The sequence below is a fragment of the Niallia sp. FSL R7-0648 genome (assembly GCF_038007005.1).
In the GTDB taxonomy this organism is placed as follows: domain Bacteria; phylum Bacillota; class Bacilli; order Bacillales; family Cytobacillaceae; genus Niallia; species Niallia circulans.
Window position 1 is genome coordinate 179,254 of sequence record NZ_JBBOWE010000002.1, and the last position, 18,942, is coordinate 198,195.

Sequence of the window (18,942 nt, forward strand, 5' to 3'; positions counted from 1 at the left end):
TTGTAAACTTAAAGAGCTTTAGCTTACTTTCTTGTTACCGAAATTGCCTTTACTCCATTTTATCGAAATCATGACAAGAAATATTCTCTTGTTTTTATATATTATATTTAAATTCCATGATCTGCTTATACATACTATCCATCATACATCTAGTTGTACTTATTGTAACCATTTTAGTTTAACAAAAAAGAGGAAAAATAGCTTACACAATCTAAAATTTAGAAAAAAAAGGAAGTAAATACTTGGCATGTGAATCATTTAGGGAGAAAGCTAACTGGAATATTCATTAATATTGCGGATTATTCAGCCAAGAGACATCCATCAGAGCGATTTTAGTTAATTTTGTGCTGTTCAAAGGGGCAGTAATAGTCGTTTTTAGATGAATTTTAATGTTTTTAGCTAAATAATTGATTTTATCAGCCAATCTCGACCACTTACCTCCCCCCAACAAAAATACACCGTACTAGGAAATGGAATAACGCAATTTTCCAAAATCCTAGTAACGGTGTCAATCAAATCCAGCTCAACTTATGGTTGTTTTGCTTAACAATCTTTTCATACTTTTATCCGCTTCTTTTAGCACGATACTTTTATCTATTGTTTTCATGATTTTATTTTCCATTACTATTCTACCGTCTATAATGGTTGTTTCTACATCTGCTCGTGTTGCGGAATAGACAATTCTTGAGATAGGATCAACATCATAGGACGGAAAGGTATGAAAATTTTGCAGGTTTAAAATAGCTAAATCTGCTCGCTTGCCAATTTCCAGACTGCCAATTTCCTTTTCAAGTCCGACTGCTTTTGCTCCGCCTAAGGTTGCCATGCGGAACACTGTTCTCGCATCCATCGCTGTTGGTCCATGTATTGGCTTTTGAATAAGTGCAGCTAATCTCATTTCATTAAACATATCCAAGTTATTATTACACGGAGCCCCATCTGCCCCTAAACTGACGGAAACATGATTGCAAGTAAGATGGTGTGTATCAGCTATCCCTGATGCTAGCTTTAAATTAGAGCCGGGACAATGACTAACATGGACACCCTTCTCTTGAATAATCCGCTTTTCTTCTTCATCCAGCCATATACAATGCGCCAATATCAAGCGGTCATTTGCTAAACCGAGATGATCTAAGTACACCACATTCCTCATACCTGTTTCTTTTTGCACGATTTGAATTTCTCCCTTATTTTCTGAGGCATGGGTGTGCACTTTTACACCATATTTATCTGAAAGAATCTTCACCTCTTTCAATAGCTCTTCCGTACAAGAAACCACAAATCTTGGCGAAAAGGCATATTGAATTCTTCCATTATCAAAGCCATCCCATTTTTCTAATAAATCTACACTCTGTTGAATAGACTCCGCTGTTAATTCCTGCAATGCTAAGGGGACTTCATCTCCTTTATCCATCATTACCTTTCCAGAAACAGCCCGGATTCCACTTTCCGCAAGTGCGCGAAAAGCATGTTCCGTATGATGAACCGTTTCCATATCAACAATCGTTGTTGTCCCGCTTTCCAATAGCTCTCCAATACCAAGCATGGCGGAATAATAAATAGATTCCTCGTCATGAGCAGCCTCAAGTGGCCAGATCCTTTGTTTAAGCCAATCCATTAGCTCAAGATCATCCCCTTTTCCGCGAAAAAGTGTCTGGCATAAGTGAATATGAGTCTGAACAAACCCAGGAATTACCGTTCTATTTGTCGCATCAATCATTTTATCTACGTGATTTTTTTCAAGATTCTCTCCTATTTCCTTAATGATATTCCCTTCTATATAAATATCTCCGGTTATAATTTCTTCTGCTTGATTCATTGTGACTATCTGTGCATTTTTGATTAACATATTTCCCATTTAAACTCCCCCATGCTTGTTTAAATTTCCGCATAAACACAAAAAAACTACGAAAAATATGCTAGTTCAAAGCATATTTTTCGTAGCAAGAAATTTACGGTTTCCAGTAGAGACCCTTAACCCAATTATTAAGGATATACGAAAAAAAGGCGCAATAGCAGCAGTTGCCTGCGGTCATGCATGTTATACCCTTATTTTAATCGAGAGGCAATTCTTTTCAAGTTAATTGTCAGAAAACTTAACAATATTTTTTCAAGGGATCTGTTTTTTCTCAAAATCTCCTTTTTTACAAAGATTTATCCATTTCATTCTTTCACTTAATTACATATAATAAAACAGGGTATATGTCGAATAATAGCCTATAAACATCGGAAGGGAGAGTGAGAAGTATGATACACAAAATGACAGAAAATCAGATCACACTTCACATCATTCAGACACTAAAAGATAATAAAAAATCTGAATTTGAATCCATCGTTGATGAGCTACAACCATATGATATAGCTCAAATTTATGAGAGTCTCCCCGATAAGCATAGAGCTCGTTTTTTGCTTTTCTTAAAAGTCGACTTATTAGCCCATCTCTTGGAGGAATTGGATAAAGAGGAACAGCTGGAAGTTCTAAATACATTAGGAATGGACAAAACAGGGAAAGTTCTAGATTTAATGGACAATGATGACCTAGCTTCCCTTTTAAATGAACTAGCACCAGAAAGAATTAAAGAACTCCTTTCTGGAATGAAAAAAGAAGAATCCATTATTGTACAAAACTTAATGAACTACCCAGATGAAACTGCTGGACGTCTTATGACGAATCGTTTTGTCTGGATTCGTGACTATTACACTACGCGTGAAGCTGTCGATAAACTAAAATCGTTTGCAGATTTCGCGGAAACTTTAAGCTATTTATACGTCATTGATCAGAATAGAAAATTAGTTGGTGTTGTTTCCTATCGTGATCTTTTGATTGCTGAACCGCAGGACAAAATTCGTGACATTATGTATGAACGGGTTATTAGTGTCACAGTGGATCAGGACCAAGAAGAAGTAGCCCAAACCATCCAAAAATATGATTTCTTAGCCATTCCCGTTGTCAATGAAGAAAACATCTTAATGGGGATTGTTACAGTTGATGATATGATTGATGTCGTTTTTCAAGAAGCAAATGAAGATATCGAAAAGCTTTCTGCTTCAGGTAAATCAATAGACTTTGATACAAAAGCATCCGTTGCAGCTTACAGAAGACTTCCTTGGTTAATCTTGCTGCTTTTTATCGGGGTTGTATCTGGCAGTATTATCAGCAATTATGAGGATGTTCTTACAAAGGTTGTAGCATTATCTTTTTTTATGCCGATGATTTCTGGAATGACTGGGAACACGGGAACACAATCATTAGCCGTTGTCGTTCGTGGACTTATTTCTAATACAATTAATAAAGCAGTTGTAACAAAACTGATTTTCAGGGAATTATTAGTTGGTCTGATCATTGGGATAACCTGCGGTATTATTATTACGTTTATTGCCTATGTCTGGCAAAGCGATCTCATGCTTGGCTTAGTTGTTGGTCTTTCTTTAATTTGCACACTTATCATCGGAACACTATCTGGTACTATTATTCCAATTATTCTTTATAAGTTAAATATTGACCCAGCAGTAGCCTCTGGACCATTGATTACGACTCTTAATGATATATTTTCGTTATTTATTTACTTCGGAATCGCACAAATTTTTCTTGCCCATTTAATGTGAAAGAAAAGACTGACTGTCAAAAGGCAGTCTTTTTAAATCCTGTCTATTTTTTCCACCTATCTTTTTTTATCGATTATGAAAAATAAGGAAACAATTCTGTTTCCATTTCCGTCTATATAAATAGGTAAGAAATTTGAACTAGGGGTTTGCAGAAATGAGAACAAGAAATGTTTTTTCTGAAAGATTTGATTGGACATTATGTCTTTTGCTTATGTTATTTTGTCTAGTTAGCAGTATTGCTATATACAGCGCGAACGCTGTTTACTTACAATCACAAATTATGTGGTATGTTATTGGCGCGGTTGTAATTGCCATTATTATGTATTTTGATAATGAGCAGATTCAACAAATCACTTGGATTTTGTATGGAATAGGGGCCGTTTTATTAATCGGTCTTCTAGTTGCTCCAGAAACGGCATTTACTCCACGCAGAGGCGGAGCGCAAAGTTGGTATGTCATTCCCCATATTGGCAGTATTCAACCGTCTGAATATATGAAGGTCTTTTATATTTTAGCGATTGCTAAAGTTATAAATAATCATAATGTCAAAACCATTCATAAATCTCTGCGAACAGATTTTATTTTGATGTGTAAACTGGCGATCGTAGCTGGTGTTCCAATAGCATTAGTCATTTTGCAGGATTTTGGGACTACACTCGTGTTAATGGCTATATTAATTGGAATGATGCTAGTATCAGGAATTTCATGGAAACTGCTCATTCCTTTATATGGTGCTGCTGCTGCATTTGGTTCCAGTGTTTTATACTTAGCTATCTTCGGAAGAGAACTATTAGAAAAATATCTAGGAGTGGATCCCTATCAATTCGCTCGTGTTAATTCCTGGCTAGATCCTCATAATGCTGGCGATGATGGCTTGCAGTTAGTCAAATCGCTGATGGCGATAGGCTCTGGACTTATTAGTGGTAAAGGCTTAGGAAAAGAGGAAGTGTATATTCCCGAAAGACATACAGACTTTATTTTTACGATTATTGGGGAGGAGTACGGATTTATTGGGGGCAGTATTGTCATTATTCTTTATTTTCTTTTAATATTCCACCTAGTTCGAACTGCATTGCAAACAGCCAATCCCTACAGTATTTATATAAGTGTCGGGGTTATTAGTATGATTACATTCCACGTTTTTGAGAATATCGGAATGACTATACAATTATTGCCGATAACAGGGATTCCCCTTCCGTTTATAAGTTATGGGGGCAGCTCTCTAATGTGCAATTTAATGGCAATGGGACTCATATTTAGTATTCGTTATCACCATAAGTCTTATATGTTTTCTTCTAAATCTCTTTCTTTCTAATTATAAGGAACATTTAGACTCCGCGCATCGCTGAGTCTTTTTTTATATTTGTCCATTTGATGAAATCTTTCTCCCTTTTGTTTTCTTTCCTCTGTAATTAGGGTATATATTTTAATAGAACAACAAAAACTATAAAGAAATTTTAGCAGCAAAAAGATGACTATGTTTTATCTAATTGTAATAAAAACTAAATTAAAATAATTATAAATAAGTATTGATTTTAATTTAGAATTTGTTATAATTAATATATAATCAGTCGAAGGGAGTTTGTTAAACATGGGATTACAAACAAAAGTAGAATTACAAAAAGAACTAAACGTACAAATTGCTAACTGGAGCGTATTATACACAAAACTACATCAACATCACTGGTATGTAAAAGGACCATTTTTCTTCACACTTCATGAAAAATTCGAAGAGTTATATGACGAAGCTGGTGAAGCAGTAGATGAACTTGCAGAGCGCTTGCTTGCTATTGGTGGTAAACCTGTTTCTACATTAAAAGAATTTATGGAAACTTCCACCTTACAAGAAAGTACGGAAAAACGATCTGCAAATGATATGGTGAAATCTTTAGTAGAGGATTATAGCCATATTAATACACAATTAAAAGCACTAGCAGCACATGCAGATGAATTAGAAGATGTGATTACCAATGATTTAGCCATTGATTTAATTGGCAAAATTGAAAAACACTTATGGATGTTAACTGCATACCTTTCTGAATAATATTGGAATGAATCAACCACTTTTTCGTCTTCTTAACGAAAAAGTGGTTTTTTATTTTCCCTTAAAGCTTCTTCTCCCTATTTATCTCTGAAAAGAAGAAAAATCATTTTCCTTCTTTTCGATAAAAAAGTATAATGATGGCAAAAGTATGTATTTTTCATCCCTAGGAGGATAAATATGAAAAAACAATTTGTTGTGATAGGATTAGGCAGCTTTGGTGGTAGTTTAGTGGAAGAATTTCATAAAATGGGGGCGGAAGTATTAGCCATTGATCAATCTCTTGAGAAAGTGGAAAAATATCGACCTTTCGCTACCCTTTGTGTGCAAATGACAAATATTACGGAGGCATCACTAACGCAAATCGGTATTCGGAATTTTGATCACGCTTTTGTTTCGTTTGGAGATGACGTCGAGTCTAGCACCCTTACGACCATGCTGTTAAAAGAGATGGGTCTTAGCAAGGTCTGGGTGAAAGCAGCCGATGTCTATCATAAACGCGTTTTAGAAAAAATCGGTGCTGACCGCGTCATTCATCCAGAACAAGATATGGCAAAAAGAATTGCCCACCATGTTGTTTCTGATAGTATGATTGATTATATAGAGCTTTCAAAAGAACACGGAATTGTGGAAATGGTAGCTTCTCCGAAAATACATAATAAGTCGATTTTAGATTTAGATGTCCGTGCTAATTATGGATGTACTATTATTGGCATCCAACGAGCAGGAGAAACAATTGTCTCTCCATCCGCAAATGAAGTAATCCATCAGGGCGATATCCTCATTATGGTTGGCAGTAATGACTGTTTATATAAATTTGAGGAAAAAGCATTAAGATAATCTTTTTAGAAAAACATAATAGAAAATCACTCCTTAGGAGAAGGCTTTCATTACAGTCTTCTCTTTTTTTATTAATCCTTTCCTACCTTAAACTCCATTTTATCCAACGTTTAATCCTATCCTCACTGGGTATTAAGTAGAATACATTAAGGCTGATTAAAGTTTGTTGTTTTTAATAGGAAACGTATAAATTTTCTAAAGCTCATCGGAACAAATAATTTTACTTATGTAAAAATTAACTTATTTCATTTCTATACGAAACAACATTCTTTAAAATGCCTAATTTAAATCAAGGAGTGAAGAGTATGTACTATAACTGGAATTGGAATTCCTTTTGGGACAAGCTACCTGATTTTATTCTAGCAGTGGTCGTTTTAATTATCGGGTGGATTATTGCAAAAATCATTGAAAAAGCCCTTTATAAAGGACTGCAAAAAACAAATGTTGATGAGAAAATTTTCCCTGAAGGCAAACCCAAAAAATATTCATCTGAAAAGATAATTAGTAAGATTGTTTTCTATCTATTATTAGTTTTTGTCTTTACCCTATTCTTTAATATATTAAATTTAACCGTAATTACATCTCCGTTGGTAAATCTACTTTCCACCATTCTAGGAGCAATACCAAATATTTTAAAGGCAGCATTAATTCTATTAATTGCCTGGGTAGTTGCTTCCGGATTAAGATATCTTATTAAAAAGACAGGAAGTACCTTAAAGGTTCATGAGAGATTACAGAAATGGAATCTTGCAGAAAAGAATAACCCACAAAACATAATGGATAAAGTAGCTAATATTGTATTCTATTTAGTACTCTTATTATTCTTACCTGCTATCCTAGGTGCCCTTAATTTATATGGTGTTTCTGAACCATTTGCTAATATGCTTCAAAACATGCTTGCTTTCTTACCAAAACTTTTAGCAGCAGCATTAATCATTTTAGTAGGCTGGTTTGTTGCAAAAATGGTACGTACGATTCTAACAAACTTCCTACAAGCAATCGGCACAGAAGCCTTAGCTAAACGCTTAGGTATTAACAAGCTTCTTGATAACGTAAGCTTATCTTCTGTTATCGGGAACATTGTTTTCATTTTTATTCTCATTCCAACTGTTATTTCAGCGCTTGAGAAATTGGACATTCAAGGAATCTCTCAGCCAGCCATTAACATGCTAAATGATATTCTGACAATGATTCCTAATATTGCGACAGCCATTTTCCTTATCTTAATTGGTATTTGGATAGGAAAATGGGTAAAACAAATGGTTGTTACTTTATTAGTTAAACTAAGCTTAGATACGTATGTGCGAAAAATGGGCTTAAACGCTAATACTAGTATTTCAAACATTATTGGGACAATTGTTCAAATTCTGATTGTTTTCTTATTAGCTGTACAAGCTTTAAATATTGTCGGACTTGAATTTTTAGTTACACTATCTACGGCTGTTATTGCTTATTTACCAATGGTGATTGCTGCTATTGTCATTATTGGCGTCGGCTTATGGCTAGGTTATCTTGTGCAGAAACTGCTAAGCAGCGTTTTACAAGGCAGCCACTTTAAAGTGTTACCAATTATCGCAAAATATGCGATTATCACTTTGTCTGTCTTTATGGCACTTGACCAATTAAAGGTAGCTTCTTCTATTGTCAACGCTGCCTTTATCTTAATCCTTGGCGGTCTTGCACTAGCATTTGGTCTTGCCTTTGGACTTGGCGGCAAAGAATTTGCTAAAAAACGTTTGGATAAACTGGATAGAAAAATGGAACAAACTTCTATTCAAAAACCAAATGATGATAATCCTTTAAATAGCTAACCAAGCTATAAAGGACAGGCGAAAAATTCTCGTCTGTCCTTTTTCTATATAGGTAAGACGATGTATTTTTACAATATCTTCAAAACGCCTATTGTTATGAAACCCGTTTCATAGTTTAATCTAATTAGGAGAGTATAGACCAGCGTTATATACCAATTTCATTATTCGGTATAGCGTGATGGTTTTGCTCTTATATAAATTATGGTATGTCTGTATCCAACAGTTCATAGCCTTCTACTAGAGTCGAAAGCGGTACAATATCAGCATCTTTTTGATAAAGTGGAATGTACTCCTTTAAAACACTTACTACAGCTGGCCCAGAAACTCCGACATGGCCAATCGCAATAAATTCCTGTTCTGTATCTAGCTTTTTCGCTAATCGACTAGCTTGCTTATTAATATATTGACTTGTATATATATGATCAAAAAAAAGATCATTTTCTAAATAAGGGACATTTAATTCCTCGGCTAATTCCTTTATGACACTATTGCTTGTTGTCTTACTGTCTAAATAATAAAGACTATGGTTTCGACATTCTTCTAGAATAATCTTCATTACTCTTTTATCTTCCGTCGCCTTTGAACCCATATGATGATTCATCCCAACCGCATAAGGAATACTTTCAATCGCATCCTTTACCCGTTTTCTAATTTCTTGATCTGATAAATCTGTTGTAATAGCACCTGGTCCAAGCCAGCTCTTTTTCCCTTTTTTTGGTTCTAGCGGCAGATGAACGATCACTTCATGCCCTTTTTTATGGGCACGAATGGCATCTTCTTTACTTGTAGATAGAAAAGGCATAATTGCAACCGTAATAGGAACAGGTAGATTGAGCATCTCCTCTGTCCCCTTCATATTATTACCAAAATCATCAATGACGATGGCAAGCTCTTTTCTAACTTGATTTTTAGATGGAGCTGCCTCCTGAGCGGAGATTCCTAGCGGAAACGTAAGAAAACAGAAAAAGCATATTATTTTTTTCATGTTATAACCCACCTTGTTTTTCGTTAGTATTTTCTATAACAGGCGGTTACATACAAAAACAGCCCGCTAAAAATTCAGCGAACTGTCTTATTTCTTTATTTCCGATGCATCTTAAACTCCAAGAATAAATCATTATATTCTGCTAGAGAACGATGACCAAGATTTTCGTATACTTCTAATTTAGATGTCAATTCTTCATCTGGATAGAAACGTTCATCCCCAGTAATATCCTCTGGCAAAAATTTCATTGCCGCCTTGTTAGGAGTAGAATAACCGACATACTCTGTATTTTGGGCAGCATTTTCAGCATCTAGCATAAAATTAATAAATTGATGAGCCCCATCAATATTCTTGGCTGTTTTTGGAATAACCATATTATCGAACCATAGATTAGATCCTTCTTCTGGAACAACATATTCTACATCTTCATTTTCCCACATAATCTCAGCAGCCATTCCAGACCATAACACACCGATTGATGCTTCTTCATTTTCAATGAGCATACGAATTTCATCGCCTACAATTGCCTTTACATTTGGTGTTAAAGTATCCAATTTTTCCTTTGCTTCCCGCAAGTGATCATGATCTTTATCATTTAAAGAGTAATGTAAGCTATTTAAGCTCATCCCCATGATTTCTCGTGCACCATCTATCAGCATAATTTTATTTCTTAAATCCTTATCCCATAAATCATTCCAAGAAGTAATTTTCTTATTATCAAGCATTGCTGGATTATAAACAATTCCTACTGTTCCCCAGAAATAAGGAATGGAGTATTTATTGTCTGGATCAAAGGAAAGATCCATAAATCGGCTGTCTATATTTTTCAAGTTAGGAAGCTTCGAATGATCAATCGGAATTAATAAATCTTCTTCCTTCATTTTATCGATCATGTATTCAGAGGGAATCGCAATATCATAGCTTGTTCCTCCCTGCTGGATCTTTGTCATCATTGCCTCATTGGAATCAAAGGTTTCATAAATTATCTTAATCCCTGTCTCCTCTTCAAACTTAGAAATTAAGTCTGCATCAATGTAATCTCCCCAGTTATATACCGTTAATGTCTTACCACTCGTATACCCTCTGCTCGAATTTAATTGATGAACAATAAATAGCAGGATGAAGGCCAGTGCAAAAATAACAATTAATCCACGAATGAGAGACTTCATTTTCTCACCCCCGCTTGTGGAGTTTTATTAACTCGTTGCGTAATGAAATAGTAACCAATGACCAGAAGCAACGTAAATAAGAATAATAAGGTCGATAATGCATTAATATTTAAAGAGATCCCTCGTCGTGCTAAAGAATAAATCTCTACAGATAAGGTGGTAAATCCATTACCTGTTACAAAAAATGTTACAGCAAAGTCATCTAAAGAATAGGTTAATGCCATAAAGAAACCAGCAAATATTCCTGGTGAAATATAAGGAATAATGACTTTTGTCAATACATCCTTCCAGCTTGCTCCAAGATCTAATGCAGCATCGACCAAAGTCGGACTCATTTCTTCCAGCTTAGGTAAAACCATAATCACAACAATAGGAATTGAGAAAGCTATATGTGACAACAGAACCGAAAAGAATCCTAGTTTAATTCCAATGATCGTAAAAAAGATTAAGAAGGAAGCACCAATAATAACATCAGGGCTTACAATAAGCACATTGTTTAAAGACAAAATAGAATTCCTTAAGCCCTTTTTTCTCATCATAGAAATACTAATAGCCCCAAGTACTCCAATAATAGTTGATACGGCTGCAGACAAAAGAGCAATAATAATCGTATTTAAAACGATTATGAGCAATCGTGTATCTTGGAACAACTCCTTATACCAGTCAAATGTAAAGGTATCAAAATCATGCATGGTTCCCCCGCTATTAAACGAGTAAAAAATCAAATAAAAGATAGGGGCATATAATATGATAAAAACAATGCATAAGTACAATACAGACCATTTTGATAGCTTTTTCATCTTATATCCCTCTCTTTCTGTTCCCCGTAAGAACCATGATGATAATCATACTAATAATCAAAAATACAGCTATCGTCGAACCCATTCCCCAATCTTGTGTAATCAGGAAATGCTGTTCAATCGCAGTACCTAATGTTATAACACGGTTCCCTGCAATTAAACGAGTGATCATAAATAGGGATAGAGCTGGAATAAATACAGCTTGGCACCCAGACTTTACTCCATTTAATGTTAGAGGAAAGACAATCTTTTTAAATGTCGTCCAAGATGACGCTCCTAAATCCTGGGACGCATCAACTAAGCTAGGATTCATCTTCTCTAATGCATTGAAAATAGGCAGAATCATAAAAGGAATAAAGATATACACACTTACAAATAGAAAGCTAAAGTCTGTAAAGAGTATTTGTTGTTCCCCAATTCCAAGGAAATTGAGCATTTGATTGGCTGCACCATGTGTTCCAAATATCCCCAAGAACGCATATGCCTTTAATAGAAGATTAATCCATGATGGTAAAATAATTAATAACAGCCATAATTGCTTATGCTTCGTTTTAGTTAATAAATACGCAGTAGGATATGCAATAATTAAGGAAAAGAACGTTATTAAAAAAGCATACCAAAAGGAGCTTAACGTCATTTTCAAATAAACTGGTGTGAAGAACTTCTGATAATTTTCAAACGTAAATGTCCCTTTAATATCAAAGAAAGAATAATAAACAACAAGTGCAACTGGAGCAATAACAAAAAGTACAATCCAAAGATAGTAAGGGACCGTATACCATTTAGTACTACTTTTCATTGGCTGCCCCCTCATACGCTTCTAGTCGTTTATCAAACTCTTCTTCTGTTTCTCCAAGGCGCATAACATGAATAGCCTCTGGTTCAAAATAAAGGCCAATTTCGGTTCCTACCGTTGCTTTCTTTGTAGAGTGAACAAGCCATTCATTTCCATCCTCGTCATACCCACAAATCTCATAATGTACGCCTCTAAATAATTGAGAGTCTACCTTTACCTTTAATTTTCCCGCTTCTAAAGAAGTAATTTCTAAATCCTCCGGGCGTATAACTACTTCAACAGCTTCATTATCGTCAAAGCCACCATCGACACAATCAAAAGTTTTACTGCCAAAATGAACAACAAAATCTTTTTTCATCGTCCCTGGTACAATATTCGATTCCCCGATAAAGTCTGCTACAAAACGATTAATTGGTTCATCATAAATGTCAGTTGGTGTTCCGCTTTGCTCAATGCGTCCTTTATTTAAAACAAAGATTTCATCTGACATGGCCAAAGCTTCTTCCTGATCGTGTGTCACAAAGATAAAAGTAATCCCTAATCTTCTCTGTAATTCTCTTAACTCATATTGCATTTCTGTACGAAGCTTTAAATCAAGTGCAGATAATGGTTCATCGAGAAGAATAATTTCTGGTTCATTTACAATAGCTCTTGCAATTGCAACACGTTGTCTCTGTCCACCAGACATCTCACTAATTTCTCTATTCTCATAGCCTTCCAAGTTAACAAAACGTAGAGCCTCTTTTACTTTTTCTTCAATTACTTGCTTCTTCCATTTTTTTATACGAAGACCAAAGGCCACATTTTCAAATACATTTAAATGGGGGAATAGCGCATAATCTTGGAAAACGGTATTTACCTGTCTTTTATTTGCTGGTATTTTATTAATCAGCTTACCGTTAAAGTAAATATTTCCTTCTGTCGGTTCCATAAATCCAGCAATTAATCGTAAAACAGTCGTTTTACCACAGCCAGATGGACCAAGCAATGTATAAAATTTTCCTCGCTCAATTTCAAAGCTTACATTTTCTAAAACGGTCGTATCTTGATCATAGCTCTTTGTTACATTTTCAAATTGAATAATATGCTGCTCAGACATAATATCCCCCTCTTCATTTATTTTTTTATTGTTTATGAATTCTTCCTATAAATAAGAATCTGTGACTACAAGAATTAATTCCGTAACATCATCTGCTAGATTTATTAATTGATGTTCCTCTGTAGCATGATAGTAAATAGATTCCCCTTTTTTAGCCCGATACTCTTGTCTGCCTAATTTCAACAGAATTTCCCCTTCTACTACGTATGCAAATGTTTCTGATAAAGAAGGTTCAAATTTTTTAAATTCTCCATTTTTAGAAAAGAATAGCCGTATTGGTTCCATTTCTTTTTCATTTGATTCAGGAACTAGCCATTGAATCCGATACCCTTTCTCTTCATCAAGAAAATCTGTTATATCTTCCTCTGTATAAACAACCTTCTGCTTTCGCTCTTCATCGTCGAAGAATTCTTTCGGTGAACATCCCAACACTTCTAAAATATCAAAGAATGTCTCAATGGAAGGAGAACTTAAGTCTCTCTCTAGCTGAGATATATATCCCTTGCTTAAATCGGTTCTTTCTCCTAATTCTTCTTGTGTTAACCCTTTTTTCAACCGTAAATTCTTTATTTTTTTTCCAATTTCCATGATTCAACCTACTTTTTGTTTAGAAATAGTAAACTTGAAGGCACAAAAGTTTTGTATAACTAAACTTAAAGTTTAGTTATACCCAGTTATTATACATTAATTTCTTTAACTTTCAATCCCTTTTTCGCTCTGTGAACTATTTTCCAATAGCATTCATATAAATTATTTCTATAAAGCAAAAATGCCCCATAACATAATGTTTTAAAGCTTGTAGTGTTTGTAAACAAAACACCGCTCTACAACATTTTTTATGAGGCAACTGCGACCTTTTATTACTCTTCTTTCCCTGTCGCTAGTGGTATATACTTTCCGTTATCTATTTTTTCAATTTTTTTAAAATGAATCAGCTTTTTTAAAGATGCATTGCAATATGCTGAAGCATCATAGGAATCTCTACCAACTCTTATTCCAATCCCTACCTTTCCCCCTTTTTCCTTATACAAATCACACAGTGCGTTATAAATATTTTCATCTTTTTCCGTAATTCGTAGTTTGGAATATTGCTTCAATCTTTATTCCTCCTATTGCTCCCATTTTACTGCAGCTATTAACAGATTTCTTTTCCCTTACATAACTATTCTTTTTCGTCTAAATTTTCCATAAACCATATATACTGTCTAAGTCTGCTAAGTTAAGCATACTAATCCTTTATAAAAATTACAGGCTTTTATGCTATTTTTTTAAAAAATAGATAATACGTTTCAAAATCCCAATTGTTAATAGGGCAAAAGGTTTATTTCAATATATTGAACACCTCTTCCTCTTTCCTATTTTTTTGGTAATCAATCCCCTATTGGTAAATGCTGTTTTTGACTCTTTTCCCCTATTTCGAATATACCAATCTCCTATTTTGTTCAAAATAATGAACAAAATAGGAGATAAAGAAAAAACACTTGAATTATTCAAGTGTTTTTTTAGGTAATATTTAATGTTCTCTGTTTAATTTATAGTGCTTTTTAAACATGAAATGTTCCCCATACGAGGGAAACAATTTTAACTTTTTCACTTCTTCTGGATGTTTAATCATCATTTCTTTTAATAACTCTTTTGGCTGTTTCTTTTCTGTCTCAATCCCCAACTCTTTCGCTTTCTTAATAATTTGTATATCTCTTATCTCATCGGCGATTTGCTTAAAATCTTTTCCTTCCGTTTGAATATTAAGCTTTTTTGCTTCAGTCATAATCATTTTTTCTTGCACTTCTTTACCTAGCTGCTGCATTGTTTTTCCTTTTGTATCTATTCCCAGTTCTTTTGCCTGTTTCGAGATTTTCGCCTCAAACACTTCTTTCATTAATGTTTTGGCATCTTTCCCCTCTGTACTGATTCCTAGCGACTTTGCTTCCTCTTTAAGATGGGCAGTATGTACTTCCATCGCTATTTGCTGTAAATCTTTCCCCTCTGTTTTTATTCCTAATTTTTGTGCTTCCTTCTTTATTAATACGTCATGAATTTCTTTTTTAATCGCAGCTGTGTCTTTACCTTCTGTCTTTATTCCCAGACTTCTTGCCATTTCTATTAGAAACTGTTTATCTTCTTGGGTTATCTCTCTTTTCTCTGGAGATGGAGTTGCACTTGCTAAAGAACTAAAGCTGGTTAATGCTATAGTAGTTAGCATCAACAGCAACATTATTTTTTTCATCTAACTCTTCCTTTCCATTTAAATAGGTAAAATTTATACCTTCATAGCCTTTCCTCTTCTTTGTTTTATATGTAAGATTTTCCTAAAAATATTTGCTTTTTTGTAATCCATTTTCTTATCTAATTAAGGATTTATGCTTAACCATTAGACATCTAAAGCTCCTTCTGCTATTTTACATATATACCATATTTGCTGGAGATGAGTTTATTAGATGAGTAAATTTACAAAGGAATATATTATAACCATGGAGGATATTGTGAGAGAAGGCGATCCTATCCTTCGTGAAAAAACAAAGGAAGTATCTATTCCTCCTACTGAAGAGGATAAAGAAGAGCTGCAATGCATGCTGAAATATTTGAAAAATAGTCAGGATCCAATCTTGTCAAAAAAATACCAACTACGAGCAGGGGTAGGATTATCGGCAAACCAAATTGGCTTAAATAAACGAATGTTTGCGAGTTATATGAGGCAAGAAAACGGTGAAGCATTGGAATATATGTTAATCAACCCTAAGATCATTAGTCATTCTACTGCCATGACCTATATTCCCGAGAGTGAAGGCTGTCTTTCTATTGATCGATCCATTGTTGGCTATGTTCCACGCTATCGTAGGATAACGGTTCGAGCATACAATATACATGGCGAAGAAGTAAAAATTAAATTAAAGGATTATGAAGCAATCGTCTTTCAACATGAAATAGATCACTTAAACGGAATACTATTTTATGATCATATCAATAGTAAAAATCCATTTGAGCTGCCTGCCAATGTGGATATTACTCCTTTATATTAACTTTTTATTTCTTCATTCTGAATATAAAAAAGCAGATAGCATTTGCTATCCGCTTTTTTTATTTACTTTTTATCTTTTTGATCTTTTTGATCTTTTTCTAACTTATTATCAATTTTATATTTTGCAGTAGCCTCATTTAACCAAGTACCAGCTTTTTCTTGTACCTTTTGTGCTAATAAAGCTTCTTTAATTTTCGCTTTTGAATCTTCTAATGTTGCTTCTTTTGCTTCTTTTTTACCAGTTACTTTAATAATATGGTATCCAAAATCTGTTTTAACTGGGTCGCTAATTTCATCTACTTTCATTGAGAACGCCGCTTTGTCAAAGGCTTCAACCATTTTTCCTGTAGTAAAGTAGCCTAATTCTCCACCTTTATCTTTTGTTTGTGTGTCAGTAGAATATTCTTTAGCTAATTTAGCAAAGTCTTCCCCGTCGTCTAACTTCTTCTTCACTTCTTTTGCAGTTTTTTCATCTTCTACTAAGATATGACTTGCCTCCACTTGCTCTGGAGTGCCAAAACTTGCTTTATTATCTTCAAAGTATGTTTTAATCTCATCATCTGTGATTTCGATAGACGGCTCAAGAATTTTTGTTACTTTTAGATTTTGTTCCACTTGTTCTTTAAATAAATCTTCTGTCATCCCATTTTGAGCTAACAACATATTAAAGGTTTCTTGCCCACCGTACTGTTTAATCATCTTGTCCAATTCTGCTTGGACGTCTTTATCCGTTACTTTCACTTTCGCTTTATCAGCTTCAAGATCTACTACTTTATTAGAGATCATCATATTTAATACAGTTGCGCCATATTGTTTGTTTAGCTCTTTATTTAGTTGCTCTTGTGTAATCTTTTCGTTTTCCACCGTTGCGACTGTTTTACTTCGTTGTGTTAGATAAACCGCTCCTATTATTAACGCTACTAGTACTACCGCTAGAATAGGAATAAGAACCTTCTTATTTTTCATATTAAGCTAAAATCCTCTCTGCACAAAATTTTGGATATAACGGGCATACCCCTATTATAACTCTTACACTATATTATCATATAATTATGACGAAATTATTAACAGATTTAAAAAAATTCCATCCTATTACGAAATAAGATGGAATTTTTTCGACAAATTTCGTATGTTTCACATGAAACTTGTCGATTAATTTATCGTATTATTACTTGTTAACGTTAATTCCACTTTTTGAGATTTGCCATCTCTATAAATTTCTAGTTTTACTTTATCGCCAATTTTCACTTCTGAATATAGATATTTTCGTAAATCTGTTGAATTAGCTACTTTTTTGCCATCGATGGCTACAATAACATCCTGAACTTTCAAACCAGCTTTAGCAGCGGCAGAATTAGCATCAATATTAGTAATCATTACTCCTTCTGAAACTTTATTTGGCAGGTCTTGCAAATACATACGAGGAACTTCTTCTAAGCTTGCTAATCCTACTCCAAGATATGGACGTTCTACTTTTCCCTTCTCAATTATCTCATTAACTATTGGAATTAAGTCATTACTTGGAATCGCAAAGCCTAGTCCTTCAACACCACTATCAGCGATTTTCAAACTGTTTATGCCAATTACCTCTCCTTTTGAGTTGATTAATGCTCCACCACTGTTACCAGGATTAATAGCTGCATCGGTTTGAATAACATTAAATTCCCAATCACCGGCAGATGTATTTACTGTAATGCTTCGATCTACAGCACTTACTATACCTTGTGTGACTGTTCGAGACAGCTGTTGCCCAAGTGGATTCCCAATAGCCCATACTTGATCGCCAGGTCTCAATGTAGAAGAATCGCCAAAATTGATAATATCAGAAGCATATTTAGCATCAATTCTTACTACCGCTAAATCAGTTAAGGCATCTGCCCCAATTAGCTTAGCCTCCGTTTTATCCCCGTTATAAAGGGAGATTTCTAATGCATTTGCTCCTTCGATTACGTGGTTATTTGTCACTATATATGCATATTGATTATCTTTCTTAAAGATAATACCAGATCCAGAACCAGATTCTACATCACTGGAATTCTGAGAAAATGGATTTGATTGCTTTTGCATGTTTACAATCCCTACAATTGCTTTAGAAGATGACTCCACCATATCCGCAATAGCTAATGTACCATCACTAGTTTTTGTATTCGATGTTGTATTGGCAGTAATTGATCCCGTCTGTTTACCTTCCACTTTATTAGATAGCTCTGCGACCTGCTTTTCGAGCTTATCATAGGAATCATTATAAAGGTCTGTATGGGGAATCGTAAAAAAAGTTAACGCAGAACCGACAACACCTGCTGCCAACAAAGAAAGGAAACCTTTTGTTTTTGAAGCATCTTTTCGAGTATTATATTGTGTTCTTTCCGAACTGGCTTCTGCTTGTTCTTCTTCTTTTTCAAGATGAACTTGCTCTTCTTTTCCAGCAGCATATTCCGCTTCTTCAGGCTTGTTTATTTCTTCTTTCACTACAGGATCTTCTGAAACTGTTCGGTCTTCCTTCTCTTCTAATATTTCTTCTCCCCCAAGGTTTGTATCTGCAGCCTCAGGGCGATCTTTCTCCCATTCATTTCTTTTTTCCAAATCACTCATTATTTGTTCCTCCTATTAACAAGTATCAACATATATTTCAGTTCATTACTTTTCTTTTCATTTCTAATAATTTGTTTATACATACATAGTAACCATCATATATGAATAAATTATGAACAAAGTTTGAAAAGACATAGAAGAATTTTAGAACATTTTATTCCCTCAACCTATTTTATACAAGGCA

Annotated in this window: 18 protein-coding genes and 1 riboswitch; of the genes, 6 read left to right on the plus strand and 12 right to left on the minus strand. The window is 34.4% G+C overall.

Annotated elements, in window-relative coordinates:
- Window positions 1-286 precede the first annotated feature (286 nt).
- Together NSQ89_RS20885 and NSQ89_RS20890 are read right to left on the minus strand one after the other, a co-directional pair.
- Window positions 287-424 (minus strand): hypothetical protein, encoded by a 138-nt coding sequence (locus NSQ89_RS20885; RefSeq protein ID WP_176474081.1) that lies wholly within the window; start codon window positions 422-424, stop codon window positions 287-289.
- Between the two features lie 99 nt (window positions 425-523).
- Window positions 524-1,858: a 5'-deoxyadenosine deaminase gene (locus tag NSQ89_RS20890; protein WP_047944204.1), complete on the minus strand. Its 1,335-nt coding sequence runs from the start codon at window positions 1,856-1,858 to the stop codon at window positions 524-526.
- A gap of 63 nt (window positions 1,859-1,921) precedes the next feature.
- A riboswitch (purine riboswitch) is annotated at window positions 1,922-2,020 on the minus strand.
- A gap of 227 nt (window positions 2,021-2,247) precedes the next feature.
- On the opposite strand from NSQ89_RS20890, the gene mgtE reads away from it, so the two are divergent.
- The 5 genes from mgtE to NSQ89_RS20915 all read left to right on the plus strand — a co-directional run bounded on the left by mgtE (window position 2,248) and on the right by NSQ89_RS20915 (window position 8,298).
- Window positions 2,248-3,606, plus strand: coding sequence for a magnesium transporter (gene mgtE, locus NSQ89_RS20895; RefSeq protein WP_341133246.1), 1,359 nt, complete (start codon window positions 2,248-2,250; stop codon window positions 3,604-3,606).
- A gap of 154 nt (window positions 3,607-3,760) precedes the next feature.
- Window positions 3,761-4,921, plus strand: coding sequence for an FtsW/RodA/SpoVE family cell cycle protein (locus NSQ89_RS20900; RefSeq protein ID WP_341133247.1), 1,161 nt, complete (start codon window positions 3,761-3,763; stop codon window positions 4,919-4,921).
- A 276-nt stretch (window positions 4,922-5,197) separates the two neighbouring features.
- Window positions 5,198-5,650: a Dps family protein gene (locus tag NSQ89_RS20905; RefSeq protein ID WP_172865829.1), complete on the plus strand. Its 453-nt coding sequence runs from the start codon at window positions 5,198-5,200 to the stop codon at window positions 5,648-5,650.
- Window positions 5,651-5,827: 177 nt separating this feature from the next.
- Entirely contained in the window at window positions 5,828-6,487 is a 660-nt protein-coding gene (locus NSQ89_RS20910; RefSeq protein WP_047944208.1) for a potassium channel family protein, read from the plus strand.
- 305 nt (window positions 6,488-6,792) lie between these two features.
- Window positions 6,793-8,298: a mechanosensitive ion channel gene (locus NSQ89_RS20915; protein WP_095322693.1), complete on the plus strand. Its 1,506-nt coding sequence runs from the start codon at window positions 6,793-6,795 to the stop codon at window positions 8,296-8,298.
- Between the two features lie 199 nt (window positions 8,299-8,497).
- On the opposite strand, the gene NSQ89_RS20920 is transcribed toward NSQ89_RS20915, so the two are convergent.
- The 8 genes from NSQ89_RS20920 to NSQ89_RS20955 all read right to left on the minus strand — a co-directional run bounded on the left by NSQ89_RS20920 (window position 8,498) and on the right by NSQ89_RS20955 (window position 15,374).
- Window positions 8,498-9,283 carry a divergent polysaccharide deacetylase family protein gene (locus NSQ89_RS20920; protein ID WP_095331064.1) on the minus strand — a complete coding sequence of 262 codons (786 nt, stop codon included), beginning with the start codon at window positions 9,281-9,283 and terminating at the stop codon, window positions 8,498-8,500.
- Window positions 9,284-9,378: 95 nt separating this feature from the next.
- Window positions 9,379-10,452 (minus strand): ABC transporter substrate-binding protein, encoded by a 1,074-nt coding sequence (locus NSQ89_RS20925; RefSeq protein WP_095331066.1) that lies wholly within the window; start codon window positions 10,450-10,452, stop codon window positions 9,379-9,381.
- Complete coding sequence (locus NSQ89_RS20930; protein ID WP_047944212.1) at window positions 10,449-11,252, minus strand: ABC transporter permease; 804 nt, start codon at window positions 11,250-11,252, stop codon at window positions 10,449-10,451. The genes NSQ89_RS20925 and NSQ89_RS20930 overlap by 4 nt, the downstream gene beginning before the upstream one ends.
- Before the next feature lies 1 nt (window position 11,253).
- A complete protein-coding gene (locus NSQ89_RS20935) occupies window positions 11,254-12,051 on the minus strand; it encodes an ABC transporter permease (RefSeq protein WP_341133248.1) in 798 nt (265 codons plus the stop codon).
- Window positions 12,041-13,147, minus strand: coding sequence for an ABC transporter ATP-binding protein (locus tag NSQ89_RS20940; RefSeq protein ID WP_047944214.1), 1,107 nt, complete (start codon window positions 13,145-13,147; stop codon window positions 12,041-12,043). The genes NSQ89_RS20935 and NSQ89_RS20940 overlap by 11 nt, the downstream gene beginning before the upstream one ends.
- 45 nt (window positions 13,148-13,192) lie before the next feature.
- A complete protein-coding gene (locus tag NSQ89_RS20945) occupies window positions 13,193-13,735 on the minus strand; it encodes a helix-turn-helix domain-containing protein (RefSeq protein ID WP_047944216.1) in 543 nt (180 codons plus the stop codon).
- 272 nt (window positions 13,736-14,007) lie between these two features.
- Complete coding sequence (locus tag NSQ89_RS20950) at window positions 14,008-14,244, minus strand: hypothetical protein (protein ID WP_341133249.1); 237 nt, start codon at window positions 14,242-14,244, stop codon at window positions 14,008-14,010.
- Window positions 14,245-14,660: 416 nt separating this feature from the next.
- A complete protein-coding gene (locus NSQ89_RS20955; protein ID WP_341133250.1) occupies window positions 14,661-15,374 on the minus strand; it encodes a hypothetical protein in 714 nt (237 codons plus the stop codon).
- Between the two features lie 211 nt (window positions 15,375-15,585).
- Between NSQ89_RS20955 and def the strand changes: the two genes are divergently transcribed.
- Complete coding sequence (def, locus tag NSQ89_RS20960) at window positions 15,586-16,167, plus strand: peptide deformylase (RefSeq protein ID WP_061800113.1); 582 nt, start codon at window positions 15,586-15,588, stop codon at window positions 16,165-16,167.
- A 62-nt stretch (window positions 16,168-16,229) separates the two neighbouring features.
- Here def and NSQ89_RS20965 read toward each other — a convergent pair whose 3' ends face one another.
- Together NSQ89_RS20965 and NSQ89_RS20970 are read right to left on the minus strand one after the other, a co-directional pair.
- Window positions 16,230-17,132, minus strand: a complete 903-nt coding sequence (locus NSQ89_RS20965) for a peptidylprolyl isomerase (RefSeq protein ID WP_061800108.1) — start codon at window positions 17,130-17,132, stop codon at window positions 16,230-16,232.
- A gap of 186 nt (window positions 17,133-17,318) precedes the next feature.
- Window positions 17,319-18,758: a S1C family serine protease gene (locus NSQ89_RS20970; protein WP_235850480.1), complete on the minus strand. Its 1,440-nt coding sequence runs from the start codon at window positions 18,756-18,758 to the stop codon at window positions 17,319-17,321.
- Between the last annotated feature and the right edge of the window lie 184 nt (window positions 18,759-18,942).